The following is an 18,935-nucleotide window of genomic DNA, read 5'->3' on the forward strand; positions in this document are numbered from 1 at the left end:
GTCGGAAATATTTAAATCTGAGATTCAATAACAAAGATGAATAAAGCAGGGAGCTGATGCTCCCTGCTCGTAACGTTTTAAAGCTTAACCATTAACTTACCCTTGTTACCTCCGGTCAACAGCATGTTTAAGCCGTCAACCGCTGATGGCAAACCATCAAGAACGTGGGCCCGGTATTTGATTTGGCCTTTCATCACGTAAGGGGTTAACTTTGCAAGTAACTCAGGCACTTGAGCATAATGATCAGGCATAGTGAAGCCTTGGATCATTAAACGCTTTTTAATAATTGGGATCCAGTTCGGCCCAGCGCTAGGCTCTGACGACGCGTAATCTGAAATCATACCGCACACCGCGACACGACCATGTGCATTCATATGTTCAAAAATATGCTGTTGTATTGTTCCGCCAGTATTTTCAAAGAATATATCTACACCGTTTACAGCAAGCTCAGTGAGTTTGGCATTCACATCATCAGTTTTATAATTAATTGCCCCATCAAAGCCCAGTTCGTTTACCAGCCATTGACACTTATCATCGGAACCAGCCACACCGATAACGGTTAAACCATCTGCTTTTGCCAATTGCCCGACGATAGAACCTACTGAGCCTGCCGCACCACTGACGACTATGGTTTCGCCAGATTTAGGTTTTGCAACACCGTACAACCCTTGTGTTGCGGTCAACCCAGGTAACGCAAAAACAGACAATGCTTGTTCCTCATCCACACCGGCAGGTAATTTATTTAGCCCCTGACCACTGCTAACAAAATACTCGGTCCAGCCCGTCATACCCATAACGCGATCACCTACCGCAAAATCTGGATGGTTGCTGTCGACGACTTCGCCTGTGCCTGAAGAACGCATTACATCTCCTAAGGCAACTGGCGGGATGTAGCTCTTGGTATCTGAACTCATCCAACCAATCATCGCAGGATCGAGGGACATATACGTTTGCTTAACAACAATTTCGCCTGGACCAGCACTCGGCAGTGCTTTTTGTACGACTTCGAAAGTTGATGCTGGTATTGGCCCTGGCTCAGGACGCTGTTTTAAATTAATTGCGGTGTAGGTTGTCATTGGCTATCTCCATTTGGTGTTAAATATTAAGCGTACTTTCACTGATTTTTCAGTGCTAATTATAATATTAAGGCTATTTTTGCTAAGATAACCCCCCAACAAAGCCAATCTTTATTGTCTTTTAGACAATAATAAAACACTTATTGAAGATAAATGGACCAACTACGCGCTATCCGATATTTTTGTAAAGTTGTGGAGACAGGCAGTTTTACTCAAGCTGCGCTGTCATTCCATGTTCCACCATCTTCGTTATCACGGCGGGTCGCGGACTTAGAGCGAAGCCTTGGCGCAACCTTATTAAAGCGTTCGACCCGTGCGGTAAAGCTAACGGAAATTGGTCGCACTTATTACGCACAAGTAAACGATATATTACGTCAGCTCGAATTAAGTAATGATACGGTACGCAGCTATCAAACCGTACCCACTGGGAAATTGCGTATCAGCGCCATGGTTGAATTTGGCGAGCCTATGCTATTTCCATTGCTAGAAGAATTTAGCGAACGCTATCCACAGATTATTCTTGATGTGAGACTCAGTGATGAGTTAACGGCATTTTCACGGGATGATGTAGATATTGCAATACGCGGTGGATATGCCCCAAATGAAAGAGTTGTAGCGATTAAACTAATGGGCAATCAATTTGTTAATGTTGCGACCCAAGAATATCTTGCACGCTATGGAGTACCAAATTCACCGTTAGAATTAGCGAATCATTACGGGTTGTATTATCGTACACCTAATGGGCCGCTGCGTTGGGTAAGCGAAATAAACGGACAATGGCAAGATGTGTCTGCCCCACAAGTCGCCATTTCTAACAACGGCAAATGGTTATTAAGTAAAGTTTTAGCGGGGCAAGGTATGATGATGGCTCCAAGATGGCTGCTAAAAGATTACTTATTATCAGGTGAATTGAAGGAGCTCGTGTTCAACCCTGCTATAAATATTACCTCGAGCGACGATTTAGGCATCTATCTTTTGTACCAAAAGCAGCGCTACCTGGTCCCTAAAGTCAAAGCCGCAGTGGACTTTTTGGTAGCCCGGATAAAAAGTGCCCATCCTTAACACTGACATAAATGTGCTACTGGGCAATCTCCAACAAGCTTTTGAGTAATAAATCATCATTATAAAAAGGAGCACTGCGCATCGTCACTAAGTCTCGCTGAACAACATTTATTCCTAGCTCCCTAAGACGATCAAATGGGATCCCACCTTGATAATATTTGCTGTTTACATCGAGTAAGATAGTGCTGATATATTGTGACGCCGCGAGCGGCTGTGGTGTATTTTTTCGCATATAACTTAACAAGGTCAAAACACAATCTTCTAGGCTCATACCAATTTGCTCAGGGTCGTTTCCTAAGTTGGGAATGTACACCTTGGGTTGAGGATTTCGACTAATCGCTTCTCCAACCCCTACCGGCAATAAATTGGCGATAATGCTAGTAAAAAAACTACCGGGTGGGTAACAAATTAAGTCCGCTTGCTCAATGTATCTGCGATTTTCAGGCTGCAAAAAACAATCTACGGCTTTAGGAGCGTTAGGATTGTCACATAAATACAGCTTAGTAATAGCACTGCGCAACGCCGGTGTTTCCTTTGCCGTTAGTCGATGTTGACCAACAATAGATTCACCGCTTTGCAAATACGCCGCGATATGCAGACTATCATTGACAATCGGCCTAACGACCCCTCGAATATCTAGCATTTGATTAAAAAAATCGATGCCGCGCTGCAATGAATTTTCACGTGAGTATTCAGTATCAATGAACAACAAATTACCAATGCTTGCCCCCTTTAAATCAAACTCACGGGGTAAACACCCTAGGACCAACGCTATTTTTCGACAGAAAATTCGCCTATGAGTATCACTTAATACCGCCACAAGAGGATCCTGCCCATCTGCCATTGACTGGAGGTGTTCCCGAAGCGCCTGCGGGGATGCTATTGAACAAAGCCTATAGCTCAATAAACGTGCAATCACATCTTGTTCATGGGTTTTATTATGGCTAAGTGCCAGCAAGCGATTGCGTAAATCTCCCATTGCGGGCATCGAAAATTGCTCACGGATTTTGGCCGAGCTTCCGCCTGAATCAAATGGTGTAACAAGATGAATGGAATTATGTGTCGCCTGTACAAGCGGCTGACAAAAACTACGTAATGCACTACCGCCACTAAAAAACAGTAGTTTCTTACCTAATTGTGGGGCGAACTTCGTCGCATCTAACGCCTTAATTTTAGGCTGAAAATGTGATTGCGGATAAGGTTTAACACGCATGGATCTGCACACTCATATGGCTAATACAGCCCTAGAAATATAGTTTTTATTATGGGCAATAGATTACACCTTCAGCCGAAAAAACCAAGTAACAAGTTGTATCTCACTATCGAGTGCGTTTTTTTGCGCCTTTATAGCAACATATTTGCTCTTGGCAATATGGTCAACTGGAAAAGGTAAGCAAGGTAAAATGTGGATTCGTCTCGAGTGCTCGCATAGCTATAATCGTATCCAGTGGCACAGATTCTAGCCGCTCAATGGTCTCGATAACTATACATTCTTGTTTGTGTGCATTGTATTTGGTATCACGCGCTACCCCTTCAATTCGGCTATCGTTTTTTGTCAGCAACTCGACGCGCAACTTATAAAGGCAGGCAATTTCGATGTAATCTTGCTCAGCACATTTCATATCATTCTCCATTACGAGTTGAAAAACATTTAACGCTATGTGATATTTTTGTGAATTTAGCTAGATAACAAAAAAATGACCTATCTAGGTAGGCCATTTCTATATTCATATTTTTGTGTTTAGCTTTTCACAAAACGACACATTAACGAGGGGGAAACATACCGCCTGGGCCACCAGGAGGCATCATACCTTTCATATTGCGCATCATTTTTTTCATGCCGCCACCTGACATTTTCTTCATCATTTTTTGCATCTGAGTAAACTGTTTCAATAAGCGGTTAACATCTTGAATTTGGGTACCCGAGCCCATGGCGATTCGACGTTTGCGAGACCCTTTAATCGTATCGGGTTTGCTGCGCTCAAGTGGTGTCATCGAATTGATAATGGCTTCCATTTGATTAAACGATTTATCATTGGCTTTGTCTTTAACCTGAGCGGTCATATTACCCATGCCCGGCAACTTATCCATCATAGACATCATGCCGCCCATGTTACGCATCTGCTCCAATTGCTCTTTGAAGTCTTGCAGATCAAACCCTTTACCTTTTTGTACTTTTTTAGCAAGGCGCTGTGCCTTGTCTTTATCAACTTTACGCTCGACTTCTTCGATTAGACTTAAAACGTCACCCATTCCAAGGATACGAGACGCCACGCGCTCAGGATGAAACGGCTCTAAGGCATCAACTTTTTCACCCATTCCCAAGAATTTAATCGGCTTACCGGTAATATGACGCACAGACAATGCCGCACCACCACGGGCGTCACCGTCAGTTTTTGTTAGAATAACACCGGTCAATGGCAACGCTTCGTTAAACGCTTTTGCCGTATTCGCAGCATCTTGTCCTGTCATGGCATCAACCACAAACAAGGTTTCAACCGGCTTGACCGCTTGGTGAAGAGCTTGTATTTCGCCCATCATTTCCGCGTCAATATGCAAACGACCAGCGGTATCAACTAACAAGACATCAAAAAATTGTTTACGAGCGTAATCGACCGCACTATTCACTATATCAATAGGCTTTTGTTCAATCGTCGATGGGAAGCATTCAACACCCACTTCTGTCGCCAACGTTTCAAGCTGTTTTATCGCGGCGGGACGATAAACATCAGCACTAACGACCAATACTTTCTTTTTCTCACGCTGAGTTAAATATAGCGCTAACTTGCCGACACTGGTGGTTTTACCCGCACCTTGTAAGCCCGCCATGAGTACAACAGCTGGCGGCTGAGCAGCTAAGTCTAAGCCTTCATTGGCCTGTCCCATGACAGATTCTAATTCAGCCTGGACTATTTTAATAAATACCTGGCCCGGATTAAGGCTTTTAGATACTTCTGTTCCGACGGCACGGTCTTTCACCTGGGTGATAAAACTTTTTACTACAGGCAACGCAACGTCAGCCTCGAGAAGTGCCATCCGTACTTCACGTAACGTGTCTTTTATATTGTCTTCAGAGAGCCGGCCTCGCCCACTGATATCTTTGAGAGTTTTGCCTAAGCGTTCCGTTAAATTTTCAAACATAGCAAATCGATACGATATTAATTTTAGATAACCTAATGATACCTAAAATCTGCGCAGATAAGAACCAAAGCAACACAACAAATAAAGTTAATGAGAATTATTGTTAAACACTAGGTATGGTAGGTCATTATAGTTATACTCAGTCGTCTTAGAGCGAGAGTCATCCGTGTGTTTTGCCCTTCGGCTCCGATCGTGAATTCGCCCAATATAGTTGGAAATCGAGGTTAGATAATGTTGTTAGGCTTAGTCTGTTTTTGCCTATATGCTGGCGCCGCCAGTGTAATTTTGTTGAAGTTTTTTGACCATAAAGGTCCTAATCTTAAATTATCTTATTTGCTCGCGGTTATCGCATTAGCGTTACACGCATGGCTGTTGAACAGTGATATTTTTGTCAGTATGGGTGAAAATTTAAGTATGCTTAATGTGGCATCGCTGGTGGCCTGGTTAATTAGTTTAACCATGTTGTTAGCGGCATTTACCATGCCGAATACAATTTTGCTACCCGTAGTGTATTCATTTTCGGGTGTCATTATACTCCTTGACCTGTTTATTCCTGACGCACACATTATGCACATAGGCGTGCAACCTAAATTGATGATCCATATTGGTTTAGCCTTATTTGCTTATGCTTGTTTAGGCATAGCCTTGCTATACGCGTTACAACTGGCGTATATCAATATGCGATTGAAAGAAAAAAAGGCCTCGCTGCTTCATTCGTCATTACCACCGTTAATGATGGTTGAAGGGATACTTTTTAAATTGCTAACGGTCGGCACAATACTATTAACCCTGTCCTTAATCAGTGGCTTTATGTTCTTAGAAAACATGTTTGCTCAAGGACAAGCACACAAAACGATACTATCTATTCTCGCATGGTTGGTGTTCAGCGTTGAGCTTTTCGGTCATTTCAAATTCGGCTGGCGCGGAAAACCCATTATTTTCGCCACCATTCTAGGTTCGGTCTTGCTCAGTTTAGCCTATTTCGGTAGCCGATTTGTCAAAGAAATAATTCTAAGCTGATCCTGCATTTATGCTCTACATATAGTAAAATAAGCCAACTTTGCTTGAAACAAGGGAAAATTACCCTTAAAGTTTCGCTTTAACAACCTTTAGGGATCCCTAGTTGGACGATATATCAACAAGTAGTCTATTTGTTCTACTTGGTATTTTAGTATTACTTTCCGCTTATTTTTCTAGCTCCGAAACCAGCATGATGTCGATTAATCGATATCGCCTAAAACATTTAGGAAATGAGGGGAATAAGGGTGCACTGCGAGTCCAAAAACTGCTTGAGCGACCCGACCGATTAATTGGACTCATTTTAATTGGCAATAATCTGGTCAATATTGCGGCATCTGCGGTTGCTACTGTTTTAGGCTTGCGCTTATACGGTGATATGGGTATTGCCATAGCAACGGTCGTACTGACCTTGGTCATACTGATTTTTTCTGAAGTCACCCCCAAAACAGTCGCGGCTCTTTATCCTGAGAAAGTCTCATTTCCAGCCTCATTTTTACTTTTACCTATGCTCAAGGTGCTCTATCCCCTAGTATTTTTGGTCAATGGGATCACTAACTTCATTCTTAAGCTATTACGCATTAGTACTGACGATAGCGGTAGCAGTAGCCTAAGTCGAGAAGAACTCCGAACAGTGGTACATGAAGCGGGCGCTATGATCCCGAAAAAACACCAAGACATGTTGGTCGGTATTTTAGATTTAGAAAAGGTTACCGCAGAAGACATTATGGTACCGCGCAGCGAAATTGTTGCGATAGATATCACTCGTGAATGGAAAGATATCCAAAAACAACTGATTAATTCTCAACACACCCGAGTATTATTATACCGTGACAGCATTGATGATGCCGTGGGTTTTGTGCACGTGCGTGACGCATTACGTTTATTATCAAAAGATGAATTTACTAAAGCCAGTTTACTGCGCGCCGTGCGAGAAATTTACTTTACGCCTGAATCGACCCCCCTGCATACGTTGATGTACAAGTTTCAAGCGGTAAAAGAACGTATTGGTTTAGTGGTGGATGAATATGGTGATATACAAGGCTTGGTTACGTTAGAAGATATTCTAGAAGAAATCATTGGTGACTTTACCACCAGCATGGTACCAGATCACAGTAAAGAGGCCGATACACAGCAAGACGGCAGTGTACTGGTAGACGGCAGTGCAAACGTACGTGAACTAAATAAAGAAATGGATTGGCAATTCCCCACTGAGGGGCCCAAAACCCTCAACGGTATTATTCTTGAGTATTTAGAAGATATTCCTGAAGCAAACATCAGTTTACGTTTAGCTGGTTATCCTGTTGAGATTATTGAGATGAAAGACAATGTAGTAAAAACTGTGCGTATTATGCCCCAGTTCTATTCTGCTCAAATAACAAACAATTCGGATTAAGCGCTGCTTATCAGTTACGCCTTGAAACATACAGCTAGTGATACACAGGTACTAAGAGGATGGGCCTTTTGCTAAGCGGTTTTCGCGGATTTTTGCTTTAGCCAATTCGACTTTAGCATTCAGTTTTGTCAGGCGCTCAAAAATGCCCTGAAGCTCAGCGTCGTGAGTCAGTTGTGCATTTGAAACATGATGTTCTAACACCTGCTGTAAATATGCAGGTAAACTTTTGCCTGACATGAATATAACCTCTCTTACGAGTTATCGGTTCTTATACTCAAATCTAAAGTGAAAGTTTAGCCTTTATCCGTTATAAAGGGTGATAAACCTCCAACACCTTCCCTGAGTGTGTGTCTGGTTGATAATCGACTATTACCATACTGGATGTATCAAAAAACAGTGAGTGTTGTACCCCAGTTAATTCATCTAAAAAATAGCTAACAAAAGGCATATGACTAACAATCAACAGTGATGTCGTCAGTTTATGCTCTTCTAATAAGTAGTCAATATAATCATGGGTAAGCCAAATATTCCCTTCAGGCGTAACATCATTTGACACATCTTGTTGCAATACGTCAATTTTTTGACTAACTGTTTCCATTGTTTGCCGAGCTCTAACGTAGGGGCTAGCCAACCCCATTTCGATGTTTTGCCCTAGATAATGCTTACTTAACCATAACCCAGCAGCTAAGGCTTGTTGTTGTCCAAACTTCGTTAACTCACGAGAACTGTCGTCGTATTGAAGTGGCTCTGCATCACCGTGACGCATGATAATAATATGCATAAATTACTGCTGAATAGTTAACAAACTTTGTTACGCTTAATATAGCAAATAAATGTTTAAAAATCCGCGAGTTGAGTGATTTTTACGTTATGCTATTTAAGCGCGTTATATGACAATAGGATCTATTATTTTGCTTACTCATAACCTCGACCATCGACGTTATCAGTTCTCTCAACTCGAAAATGGCTTGAGAGTGTTAGTGATCGAGGATCCTAGCTGTGACGTCAGCTCTGTTGCTGCAACGGTTGCCAATGGCCATTTTAGTGATCCTGTAGATTGTTTAGGGCTTAGCCATTTATTAGAACATATGCTGTTTCAAGGAAATAAAAAACATCCTCAGGTTGATGAGTTTAGTGCCTTTCTATCCTTACACGGCGGCTATGTTAACGCGGCAACAGGCTCAGAATACAGTCATTATTATTTTTCCGTAAATGACGAATATTTATCTACAGGACTCGATCACTTTGCGTATTTGCTCACCCAACCTCTTTTTAAACTCGATTCGATTAAAAAAGAAATAAAGGCCATAGATGCTGAGTTTTCTTTAAAAATACATGATGACTTACGCCGCTTATACGAAGTACATAAGGAAACGGCTAATCCTGAACATCCCTTTAGCAAATTTTCCGTCGGTAATGCAAACACCTTAAATCAGCTTAGCCATCAAGAAGTGCAACGACTTTTGCAGATATTACATCAACAAAAGTATGTGACTCACAATATGACACTGTGCGTCATCAGCCCACTTAGCACCGAATCAAGCGTTAAACTCGTTCACCAACACTTTGCTCACTTGAGTGCGACAAAAGCACCTAACTCACAGACTCTTCCCCCATTATATTTACCCAAGCAATTAGGCGTAAGAATAGATATTGCACCGTTAAAAGCAGCCAAACGTCTTATCGTTACTTTTGCTTTGCCCAGCGTGCAAAAATACTATCGAACAAAACCCTTAAGTATTATCAGTGAATTATTAGCCGACGAAGGCCCAAATGGGCTACTTGGGTATTTTAAAACGCGCGGATTGGCCACAAATATTAGCGTGGGAGGGGGCATTGAAGGCAGCACGTTTAGAGATTTTAACGTGAATTTACAGCTAACTGAGCTAGGCATAGGGCAGATAGATTCAATGCTGCAAACATTATTTCAATATATTCAGCTTATTAAGCAGCACGCTAAAATGCGTTTCTTTAATGAAAAAGAAGCGCTACTACTGCAAGTTTGGCAGTTCGCCGATGCGATAAAAGCAACGGACGAAGCTATTGGTCTGGCGAGTGCCATATTTTACTATCCACCTGAGCATCTCGTTGCATCAGAATACATATTAGATAAACCCGACCCGGCCATTGTCGATCACATCCTAAGCTTCTTTGTCCCCAGTAATATGCGGGTGAAAGTGGTGTCGCCCGGTGCCAAGACGACGCGAGTCAGCCGTTGGTATAAAACGGCTTATTCATTTTCGCCCATCAATCCAGCTCTACTCAAAAAATTACAACGAATTGAAAGTAACGAGATTTTGAGTTTACCTGACGATAATCCGTTTATAAGTGAATCCCACACCCTTGTAGAACAAAAAGACGCATTTTCAATCCCGCAAAAAGTTGCCGCCGCTGACGGGTTTAATCTATGGTTTGGCCAAGATCATCAATTTGGGCTGCCCAGAGGGGATTGCTACGTTTCATTCGACTGTAGAGCCGCCATCGATGGGACTGAAATCGCGACGATAAAAAGATTATGGATTGCGATATTAAATAGCCATTTTCAACAAAAATACTATCAAGCCAATGTCGCAGGATTAAACTATCATCTGTATTCACATCAATGTGGGTTTTCCCTGCATACTAGCGGCTTCAGTGCGAAGCAGTTAAGCTTTAACCAAGCACTGCTTGAGCAGATCCATTCATTTGATGACTTTTCTAAACATTTTGAACAAGTTAAACATCAACAATCACAAAGTTTACACAACAACTTATTAAATAAACCGATAAATAGGCTGTTTACCCGCCTTTCGGCGCTTATGCAACAGAACACTCACACACCATTAAGCATGGTGAGCTTCATGGAGAAAGCAACAGTTGAGCAGGTCCATGAGACTAAAAACAGCTTGCTCGGTGAACGATATATGGAAAGCTTAGTTTATGGGAATTGGTGTGAGGGGGAAGTAGAGCAGTTTTCTAAAAATTTGCAGCAACAACATGCTTTTTACACTGGGCACAAAAAGCTTTCTCGCAGTGTATTTAACTTATGCAAGCAAGACTTGTTGCTACATGCTCTGCCCTGTGAACATCCAGATGCTGCCGTTGTTATATATTATCAATCACCCAAGGCTCAACGCCGAGATACCTTATTGACCATATTATTAGAACAACTAGTATCGCCAGTATTTTTTAACTTTGCTCGCCAAGAAGCGCAATTGGGTTATTTAGTCGGCAGTGGTTACGTGCCATACAACCAACATCCGGGGATGGCTTTTTACGTACAATCCCCCCAATATTCGGCTCAATACCTGATTACCATTATTCGCGACTTCTTGCAGAAACTCACCGTGAATCTATTGCCCTACCAAAAAAAGTGGCCAGATATCAAACGTGGAGTAATGAAACAGCTTTGTGGCAAGGACGCTAACTTAGGGATGAAAAGTCAGCGTTTATGGTCCGCATTAAGCAATCAAGATTACCTATTTACACAAAGCCAAGACATTATGAATGAGTTATCAAACCTTGAATTTTCAGACCTGATGTCATTTGTTAATGGTTTAGCATTAGGCCAAAATATCGGCGAATTAATACTCTATAGCGACCCCAACCAGCACATCACTCCAAGTGACTTAGGCGCCGTATCATTGGATGACATTTCAGCGTTCAAAAAACATACACCTTTAGTAGAATAATCTAGCGACATTTATTGAATGAACAGAGGAAAGCGCTAGTTGTTAATGAATCTGGCAAATAGCACTAAAAAGTAACGATAAAAACTTGTTAACCCCCCGTTAATTAGGCATATTTAGATCGATGGGCACTATGGATTGGTACCTAAAAATTTAATAATTACAAAGCAGAAAAACTGCTGACGGGTGTTAATTGCATATTTTAAAGATTCAATCCTTTTTTTGCCGTATGTGGCTCGTGACTGCCACTTTAGGCTTTTCATATTTGGCCCATGGCCAATCTTTCTCATTTGATAATTCAACCAAAGCCGATGGTCTAGCGCAAAATACCATCACTGATATTATTGAAGATAAACGCGGTTTCATGTGGTTCGCCACAGCCAATGGATTAAGTCGCTTCGATGGCTACGAGTTTATCAATTATCAGCATAATACAAACGATATAAATTCACTACCTCACGATTTTATTAGAAACTTACTTATTGATAATAAAGGTAATTTATGGGTAGGGACACAAAATGGCTTGGCGAGGTATAATACTTTAACCGACAATTTTATTCGCTATAACCAACAAAATAGCAATTTAGATAATAACATTATTAATGCCCTCAGCCTTTCTCATTCCGGCGATGTGCTCGTGGCAAACGAAGCTAATTTGTACACCTATTCACCTAAAACCAATGACTTCACTCCGTTAGAAATTACAGCGTCCCATACCCCACCTGAAATCAAATCGATGCTTGCAGAGGAAGAATTAACTTGGATAGGCACCTATGGACATGGCATTTATGTTTTAGATAATAATACGCGAATGCTTCACAATCTCAGCAATAAAAATCCTTTCAATATTTTAATTGAAGCCGAATATCTCTTTGATATCAAACACTATGGTGATAATTATTGGTTTGCAACTGAGTTAGGCGCGTACGTTTGGAACAAAAAAAGCAATTTATTTCGCCATTTTAACACTGACTCTGTTCCAAATCTGCTTGGGAACGAAGTACGCAGTATCCAGTTAGGCAACGACGGAAACATATGGTTAGCGACCTCAGTGGGATTAACTATAGTAAATAGTGATTTTAGCGTTACTAAACACGTATCGCTTGACAATGGAGCAAGCAATAACGTCCAGCGAAGTGACACGGGTATATTTTTACTAAACTTATACCGTGATAGTAATAATACATTATGGCTAGGTTCTCATACCGCTGGCATTTATAGACACAATCAAGACTCCGCACTTTTCCGTCATTATGTGGCTGAGCCATCGACTGAAAATACTCTTTCAGGCAATGTTGTATGGGCAATAAAACAAGATAGTAACGGTATTATTTGGCTCGCGACACAATCAGCAGGAGTTTCAGAGTTCAATATGAAAACAGAGCATTTTACCTCTTGGTTAAATGGCTTTGATTACAGCATATGGGATATAACTATAGATAAACAAGATCGCCTCTGGTTTGCTACTAGTGGAGGTATATACGTCTATGGTAAAAGCAACGACGGAGAGTTAAACCTAATCCGCAGCATATCAAAGGGTAGCTTTTTTGATAGAGTGCTATTTCATGACGATCGTGTGTGGGTAAAATCTTCGGACAACGTTTTACGTTGGATAAATACCAACGACTTTTCTGAACATGAGATAAAAGTACCAGACAACAGCATTAAAACTCTTGAGCCCATATTCATCGATAGTAAACAGAAGCTTTGGCTAAGAGCTAATAATGGATTAGTTCACTTCGATTTGAAAACACAAAAAATGACTCGACCTTCTTCCGATGCAATGGTTAACGGTAATAATTTCAGCTCGATATTAGAAACTGAAAAAGGATTTTGGCTTGCCTCCATTGAATTTGGCTTAATTGAGTTAGACAAGCAAAATTATCAAGTCATTCAAAGAATAAATGTTGATACTGGTTTGTATGATAATCAGATAACAAAAGCACTGCAGGTAGGTGACAGTATTTGGCTCACTACTATGGCTGGTGGTATAGAAGAAGTGTCAATATTGTCAGGCGAAGTGTTACAAAAAATATCCCCTGAACGCCTTGATTTCAATGACTTTAATGAAGGTTCCGGCTTAGTTACATCTGACCAATATGTGTTGTTTGGTGGGGCTAAGGGATTTCATTTATTTGAGCATAATCAAGTAACTCTTAACAATAAACCACAGTTACCTGAAAATATAAATACTCCTCCAATTATTACACATCTACGACTGTTTAATCGTGAAGTAACCGTCCACACAATTGGTAGTCCTCTCGATAATCCAATTTATTTATCCGATATACTCACGTTACCTAATAACTCAAATCATGTGGGCTTAACGTTCAGCCAACTAAACCCCTTGGACGCAGCAGGCTACACCTACAGGTATAGATTAGGTGGTTACTCCAACAAGTGGCTAGATGCTGACATACGTACACGAGAGGCGACATTTACCAACCTAGATTTCGGTCAGTATCAATTCGAAGTACAAAGCCGTCATAACATGAACCCTTGGTCAGATTCTGCAAAGTTAACCCTTAATATAGAGCCTCCGTTATGGTTACACCGCAATGCATTGGTATTGTATTGTATTTTAATCTTATTTATTGGGCTGACTGTGGTGAAGCAGTACCGATCTAAACGTCTTGCACGTCTGGCTATTACTGAAAGTGAAGAGCGCCTAAAATTAACGCTGTGGAGCAGCGGTGACGAGTTGTGGGATTGGGATATATATCAAGGCCAAGTATTTCGCTCAAACACATGGGGCATTATGGACTTTCCCCAAGACGATATTCGGGTCAATAGCGCCTATCAAGCAAACATACACCAAAACGATCTTAAGCGCGTCCAAGATGCTATGAACGAGCACTTGCAAGATAAAACCGAACATTTCGAAGTCACCTACCGTGCCAGTACATTTAAAGGCGAATGGTTATGGGTGCTTGACCGCGGTAAAGTCGTTAGTCGTGACAGTAACAATCAACCTTTGCGAATGACGGGCACATTTAAAAATATCAGTCATTTAAAGATTGCTGAAGAACAATTAAAGTTATTCAAACGTTCCATAGAAACAATTTCTGACGGAGTGTTCATTGCCGATACCAGTTTTAGATATATCTCAGTGAACAAAGCTTATTGTAAATATACAGGGGAAACCCGAGACCAAGCTCTGGCCAGTTATCTCACCTTCCATCAGTATCCGGGAGCCTTTACCGAAGAAGTCAAAAAATCACTGCGCCAAAAAGGTAATTGGAACGGCGAAGTAGAGTCACGTCGCATCAATGGCCAGAGATATGAGATGGAATTAAATATCGACGCCATCAATGATGAAGATGGTCGCATCAGCCATTACGTTGGGGTCTTCTCAGATATTACTTCTCGTAAGAGCACGGAAAAAGAGCTACTCAAACTGGCGAATACCGACCCGTTGACTGACTTGCCTAATCGTTCATTTTTTCAAGCTAGCCATAACAATATTGTACGCCGCGGCACGCAGCATGCGCTTATCTGTTTAGACATGGATAACTTCAAAAAAATCAACGACTCATTGGGCCATCAAACGGGCGATATGCTAATCAAACAAATCGCTAAGCGTCTGCAAAAATTAGCCGGCAAAAGTGCTACCTGTTATCGCCTTGGTGGAGATGAATTCAGCATATTGCTTGATAAAGACACGGATGTGCACAGTGTGACTCATTTCACTCAATCTATCTTAGATGATATGGCCAGACCCTTTTTGATCAATCATCAAGAGTTTGTACTCGGCGCTAGTGTGGGTATTGCCTTTTATCCTGAAGATGGAAGTTCTCCCCAAGAGCTATTAAAAAATGCCGATACTGCCATGTATTTTGCCAAAAATGCCGGGGGCAATAAGTATCAGTTTTTTAGTGGTGAAATGAATCAAAATGCGGTTCGCCAACTGCAAATTGAAAATTTGATACGCCATGGCTTAAAAGAAGATCTGTTCAATGTCTATTACCAGCCTAAGATAGATATTGCCACAGGTAAGCTGGTGAGTATGGAAGCCCTAGTGCGTTTTGAACATCCGGAAAAAGGGATTGTCAGCCCGGCACAGTTTATTCCTTTGGCTGAGCAAACAGGTCAAGTAATCGATATAGGCGAAGTGGTACTCAGAAAAGCCTGTGAGGATACTAAGCGCTGGGTGAGTGCTGGTATATTCACCGGCCGAGTGGCAGTCAATATCTCAGCTCGTCAATTTGAGTTGCCCGATCTTGATGAAATAATCGGCAGTATTTTACAAAAAGCAGACCTTTCCCCTTTGCATTTAGAATGCGAAATTACTGAAGGCACCTTGATGCAAGATCCTGACAATGCGCTTCGTATGATGACGCGTTTACGAGAACGTGGTATTCATTTAGCTTTGGATGATTTTGGTACGGGCTATTCTTCACTCGCTTATTTGAAGCGCTTTCCCCTTAATACCCTCAAAATTGATAAAGCTTTTATCGATGATATTGCCACCAGCAGTGTGGATCGGCATATGACTGCCGCTATTATTGACATAGCGCACAATCTTGGCCTTAAAGTCGTTGCCGAGGGTGTTGAGCATGAAGAGCAGATGTCAATTTTACGTCGTTATGAATGTGAGATGCTGCAAGGTTATCTTTATAGCAAGCCGCTTAGCTCTGCCCGTTTTGAACGATTACTAAAAGAAAATCACCAACTTAATCGTCTGTTGCAAGGAAGTTAAGACGGTACTTTTCCCTTTTTGCAACACTTACATACACGATGTTTTTGCTCGTATTAAAAATGCCACCCATGGGTTAACAGCCCCATACTACAAGTGCTAGCAGCCAACGTCCCGATTAAATAGCCGCATTTTTAAGCGTTAGTTCATTAAGGTTGGCATGAGTAAAAATCTATAACCTTATGTCGGCACTCGGCTTATTTTTTCATTTCACAAAACTCGGTAAATTAAAGAAAAAGCCTTCTTACTTAGGGTGTCATTCCGACCTAAAAAATATTGGCACACTATAAGCATTAGTACTTATGACTGACAAATAATAGTCAGCGAAACGTCAATAATAAAATAAATTATAAAGAGGAATATCCAATGTTAAAAGCTTATGCCATCGCCCTAGCCCTTACTACTGCTGCTCCTGTTGTTACTCAATCAGTTGAAAGTGCTCAAGCACCTGAAGCAAATAAAACAGTTACAACGACTGTACAAACTAAAGCACTTAAAATCGGATCTATTCGATTCTAAAGATGATTTACATGCTAACTGAATGGATTTCATTCGGTCAAAAAAGAGAGAGGAACTCTCTTTTTTTATGTCTAAAATTCAACCATGCTTCACCGTTATAAAATGGATATCAGCTGATCGTCGTACGTCTATAACGATGCCATACTGGGGGGATAAAAAAACCGAGCAACATAGCTCGGTTTTTTAATGTGGTTCTTTGAACACTTAGCTATAAAACGTTTTATTGTCCTCAGCCATATCAGTTAAACATGTCGCCGGGCTAAACTTGTCACCCAGTTGCTGTTGATAATAAGTCAATCGCTCTACTATATGTTTAATACCTAAAGTATCCATATAACGGAAAGGACCGCCTAAAAACGGCGGAAAGCCAATCCCAAAAATAGCGCCTATATCACCGTCTCTGGCGCAACGTACTACGCCCTCATCAAGACACATAGCCGCTTCGTTAAGCATTAGTAAAACACAACGTTCAGCGATAGTATTATCACTCAAGCGGCTGTTTGGCGTGACTCCTAGTAAATCATAGACACTTTCATCGACATCTTTGCCTGGCTTTTTGCCCTCATAGTTGTAAAAGCCGCGTTTGTTCTTTTTACCCTTACGATCATCCGCCAATAATTTGTCGAATCCGGGTGCTGAGTTAAAACGTTCACCAAACTGTGCAACCAAGATAGGACTTATTTTAGTGCCTACGTCTATACCCACTTCATCTAACAACTTAATCGGACCAACTGGAAAGCCAAATTTGACCAAGGCTTTATCAATTTGATCAATGGGTTCGCCCGATAATAAAATTTCCGCAGATTCATTCATGTAGGGTGCAAGTATTCGATTTACATAAAAACCGGCCCCATCCTTCACCACAATAGGGGTTTTACCTTGCTTTTTAGCCAGTTCCACCGTGGTCGATATGGTCTCATCTGACGTCCCTTCATGGGCAATGACTTCAGCTAATGGCATTTTATCAACCGGCGAAAAATAATGAAGACCAATAACATTTTCAGGACGCTGTGCATTTGCGGCAATTTGCGCAATCGGAATAGATGACGTATTCGAGGCGAATATAGTGTGCTGTGCACAGTGCTCTTCGACGTCAGCAACCATATTTTGCTTTAAGCCTAAATCTTCGAATACCGCTTCGATCACTACATCTGTGTTGTCAAAGCCGACGTAGTCAATAGCACCCGTCAAACGTGATAGCTGTTTTTGCATATCAGAATGCAACATGAAGCGTCGCTTCACTTTTTTATTTAAAATATCATATGAATACTGCATTGCGTGGGCTATGCCATCACTGCGAATGTCTTTAATACGCGCAGGTAAATTCGCTTTAGTTGCCGTCACGAAAGCGATGCCACCGCCCATCAAGCCCCCACCAAGGACACCGATTTTTTTGAGTTTTTTGGGTGCAACACCTTCGATTCCATGCTCTTTTTTCATTTCAGTCGTAGCAAAAAATAGACTGCGTAACGCAGCTGACTCGGGTGTCATGACTAAGTGCCCAAAATGTTTAGCCTCTAATGCCATCCCCTGCTGGATACCTTTTTCTAATCCGGTCTCGATACAATCAATAATGCGTTCAGGTGAAGGGTAGTTCCCCAAGGTTTTTGCTTGGGTTTGCTTACGCGCTTGCTTAAACATCAATTTTCGCCCCATAGGGGTACGTTCAAGAAATGTTCCCATAACATCAAGTTTTACTGGCTTACGTGTCGGTTTGGGTTTTTTCGCCATCTCAATTGCCACATCCAGTAAAATAGAGCGCGGCACCATATCGTCAACAATTCCATACTTTTTAGCTTGTTTGGCACGAACCGACACTCCCGTCAGCATCATTTTCATCGCCTGTTGTACACTTATTAGACGTGGCAACCTTTGTGTGCCACCACTACCCGGTAACAAACCAAGTTGCACCTCAGGTAAGCCCAACTGCGTTTTATTGTCATCGCTACACACCCGAGCATGACAGGCTAATGCGAGCTCTAACCCGCCACCTAATGCAGGGCCATGAATAGCAGCGACAAACGGAATAGACATGTCTTCGATACGCTGAAAAACGGCTTGGCCTCCTTTGCCAATCGCTTCTGCATCAACCGCACTTTGGCAACTTGCCAGCATACTGATATCAGCACCGGCCACAAATGAGTTATCTTTACCACTGATAATCACGACGCCTTTAATGTCATTGTCGCTTTGAATTTGGTCAAGCATGTCGTTCACCTGATCGCCAAACTCAACTTTTAGTGTGTTCATGGTTTCCCCAGGAACATCCATACTTAAGATAGCAATGCCGTCCTCGCGCTTCGTTAATGTGAATGCACTCTGAGCAGGTTGTTGTGTGGTATTTTCGTTAGTCATAGTCT

The 18,935-nt window shown here is 41.6% G+C and carries 13 protein-coding genes; 6 read left to right on the forward strand and 7 right to left on the reverse strand.

All coding sequences use genetic code 11. The features are described 5' to 3' along the window. Nucleotides 1-77 precede the first annotated feature (77 nt). The gene (locus tag GPLA_RS02330) at nucleotides 78-1,076 is read right to left on the reverse strand and encodes an NADP-dependent oxidoreductase (protein WP_007103200.1); all 999 of its coding nucleotides are present in this window, start codon (nucleotides 1,074-1,076) and stop codon (nucleotides 78-80) included. A gap of 153 nt (nucleotides 1,077-1,229) precedes the next feature. On the opposite strand from GPLA_RS02330, the gene GPLA_RS02335 reads away from it, so the two are divergent. Continuing rightward, nucleotides 1,230-2,138 (forward strand): LysR family transcriptional regulator, encoded by a 909-nt coding sequence (locus tag GPLA_RS02335; protein ID WP_007103201.1) that lies wholly within the window; start codon nucleotides 1,230-1,232, stop codon nucleotides 2,136-2,138. Nucleotides 2,139-2,154: 16 nt separating this feature from the next. Here the strand turns inward: GPLA_RS02335 and GPLA_RS02340 are convergent, their stop codons facing one another. The 3 genes from GPLA_RS02340 to ffh form a co-directional block, all read right to left on the reverse strand. Next, entirely contained in the window at nucleotides 2,155-3,351 is a 1,197-nt protein-coding gene (locus GPLA_RS02340) for a GAK system CofD-like protein (RefSeq protein ID WP_007103202.1), read from the reverse strand. 163 nt (nucleotides 3,352-3,514) lie between these two features. Beyond that, nucleotides 3,515-3,760, reverse strand: a complete 246-nt coding sequence (locus GPLA_RS02345) for a Rho-binding antiterminator (RefSeq protein WP_007103203.1) — start codon at nucleotides 3,758-3,760, stop codon at nucleotides 3,515-3,517. Nucleotides 3,761-3,902: 142 nt separating this feature from the next. Further along, nucleotides 3,903-5,279 carry a signal recognition particle protein gene (gene ffh, locus GPLA_RS02350; RefSeq protein WP_007103204.1) on the reverse strand — a complete coding sequence of 459 codons (1,377 nt, stop codon included), beginning with the start codon at nucleotides 5,277-5,279 and terminating at the stop codon, nucleotides 3,903-3,905. A 231-nt stretch (nucleotides 5,280-5,510) separates the two neighbouring features. On the opposite strand from ffh, the gene GPLA_RS02355 reads away from it, so the two are divergent. Together GPLA_RS02355 and GPLA_RS02360 are read left to right on the forward strand one after the other, a co-directional pair. After that, nucleotides 5,511-6,299: a cytochrome C assembly family protein gene (locus GPLA_RS02355; RefSeq protein WP_007103205.1), complete on the forward strand. Its 789-nt coding sequence runs from the start codon at nucleotides 5,511-5,513 to the stop codon at nucleotides 6,297-6,299. 103 nt (nucleotides 6,300-6,402) lie between these two features. Then, nucleotides 6,403-7,692 carry an HlyC/CorC family transporter gene (locus GPLA_RS02360; RefSeq protein ID WP_007103206.1) on the forward strand — a complete coding sequence of 430 codons (1,290 nt, stop codon included), beginning with the start codon at nucleotides 6,403-6,405 and terminating at the stop codon, nucleotides 7,690-7,692. A gap of 51 nt (nucleotides 7,693-7,743) precedes the next feature. Here GPLA_RS02360 and GPLA_RS02365 read toward each other — a convergent pair whose 3' ends face one another. Both GPLA_RS02365 and sixA read right to left on the reverse strand, forming a co-directional pair. After that, a complete protein-coding gene (locus tag GPLA_RS02365; RefSeq protein WP_007103207.1) occupies nucleotides 7,744-7,929 on the reverse strand; it encodes a hypothetical protein in 186 nt (61 codons plus the stop codon). 70 nt (nucleotides 7,930-7,999) lie between these two features. Next, a complete protein-coding gene (sixA, locus tag GPLA_RS02370) occupies nucleotides 8,000-8,473 on the reverse strand; it encodes a phosphohistidine phosphatase SixA (protein ID WP_193362931.1) in 474 nt (157 codons plus the stop codon). A 130-nt stretch (nucleotides 8,474-8,603) separates the two neighbouring features. On the opposite strand from sixA, the gene GPLA_RS02375 reads away from it, so the two are divergent. The 3 genes from GPLA_RS02375 to GPLA_RS23670 all read left to right on the forward strand — a co-directional run bounded on the left by GPLA_RS02375 (nucleotide 8,604) and on the right by GPLA_RS23670 (nucleotide 16,575). After that, nucleotides 8,604-11,363, forward strand: a complete 2,760-nt coding sequence (locus tag GPLA_RS02375) for an insulinase family protein (RefSeq protein ID WP_007103209.1) — start codon at nucleotides 8,604-8,606, stop codon at nucleotides 11,361-11,363. 226 nt (nucleotides 11,364-11,589) lie between these two features. Next, nucleotides 11,590-16,059, forward strand: a complete 4,470-nt coding sequence (locus tag GPLA_RS02380; protein WP_007103210.1) for an EAL domain-containing protein — start codon at nucleotides 11,590-11,592, stop codon at nucleotides 16,057-16,059. A 363-nt stretch (nucleotides 16,060-16,422) separates the two neighbouring features. After that, the gene (locus GPLA_RS23670; RefSeq protein ID WP_007103211.1) at nucleotides 16,423-16,575 is read left to right on the forward strand and encodes a hypothetical protein; all 153 of its coding nucleotides are present in this window, start codon (nucleotides 16,423-16,425) and stop codon (nucleotides 16,573-16,575) included. 204 nt (nucleotides 16,576-16,779) lie between these two features. Here GPLA_RS23670 and fadJ read toward each other — a convergent pair whose 3' ends face one another. Continuing rightward, nucleotides 16,780-18,930 (reverse strand): fatty acid oxidation complex subunit alpha FadJ, encoded by a 2,151-nt coding sequence (fadJ, locus tag GPLA_RS02385; protein ID WP_007103212.1) that lies wholly within the window; start codon nucleotides 18,928-18,930, stop codon nucleotides 16,780-16,782. Between the last annotated feature and the right edge of the window lie 5 nt (nucleotides 18,931-18,935).

Source organism: Paraglaciecola polaris LMG 21857, from assembly GCF_000315055.1.
In the GTDB taxonomy this organism is placed as follows: Bacteria; Pseudomonadota; Gammaproteobacteria; order Enterobacterales; family Alteromonadaceae; genus Paraglaciecola; species Paraglaciecola polaris.

What these genes read in the sequence shown, in the direction of transcription:
- GPLA_RS02380 (WP_007103210.1), top strand. Translation starts at nt 11,590, where the DNA reads ATGTGGCTCGTGACTGCCACTTTAGGCTTTTCATATTTGGCCCATGGC.
- GPLA_RS23670 (WP_007103211.1), top strand. Translation starts at nt 16,423, where the DNA reads ATGTTAAAAGCTTATGCCATCGCCCTAGCCCTTACTACTGCTGCTCCT.
- GPLA_RS02345 (WP_007103203.1), bottom strand. Translation starts at nt 3,760, where the DNA reads ATGAAATGTGCTGAGCAAGATTACATCGAAATTGCCTGCCTTTATAAG.
- GPLA_RS02340 (WP_007103202.1), bottom strand. Translation starts at nt 3,351, where the DNA reads ATGCGTGTTAAACCTTATCCGCAATCACATTTTCAGCCTAAAATTAAG.
- sixA (WP_193362931.1), bottom strand. Translation starts at nt 8,473, where the DNA reads ATGCATATTATTATCATGCGTCACGGTGATGCAGAGCCACTTCAATAC.
- ffh (WP_007103204.1), bottom strand. Translation starts at nt 5,279, where the DNA reads ATGTTTGAAAATTTAACGGAACGCTTAGGCAAAACTCTCAAAGATATC.
- GPLA_RS02355 (WP_007103205.1), top strand. Translation starts at nt 5,511, where the DNA reads ATGTTGTTAGGCTTAGTCTGTTTTTGCCTATATGCTGGCGCCGCCAGT.
- GPLA_RS02330 (WP_007103200.1), bottom strand. Translation starts at nt 1,076, where the DNA reads ATGACAACCTACACCGCAATTAATTTAAAACAGCGTCCTGAGCCAGGG.
- GPLA_RS02365 (WP_007103207.1), bottom strand. Translation starts at nt 7,929, where the DNA reads ATGTCAGGCAAAAGTTTACCTGCATATTTACAGCAGGTGTTAGAACAT.
- GPLA_RS02335 (WP_007103201.1), top strand. Translation starts at nt 1,230, where the DNA reads ATGGACCAACTACGCGCTATCCGATATTTTTGTAAAGTTGTGGAGACA.
- fadJ (WP_007103212.1), bottom strand. Translation starts at nt 18,930, where the DNA reads ATGACTAACGAAAATACCACACAACAACCTGCTCAGAGTGCATTCACA.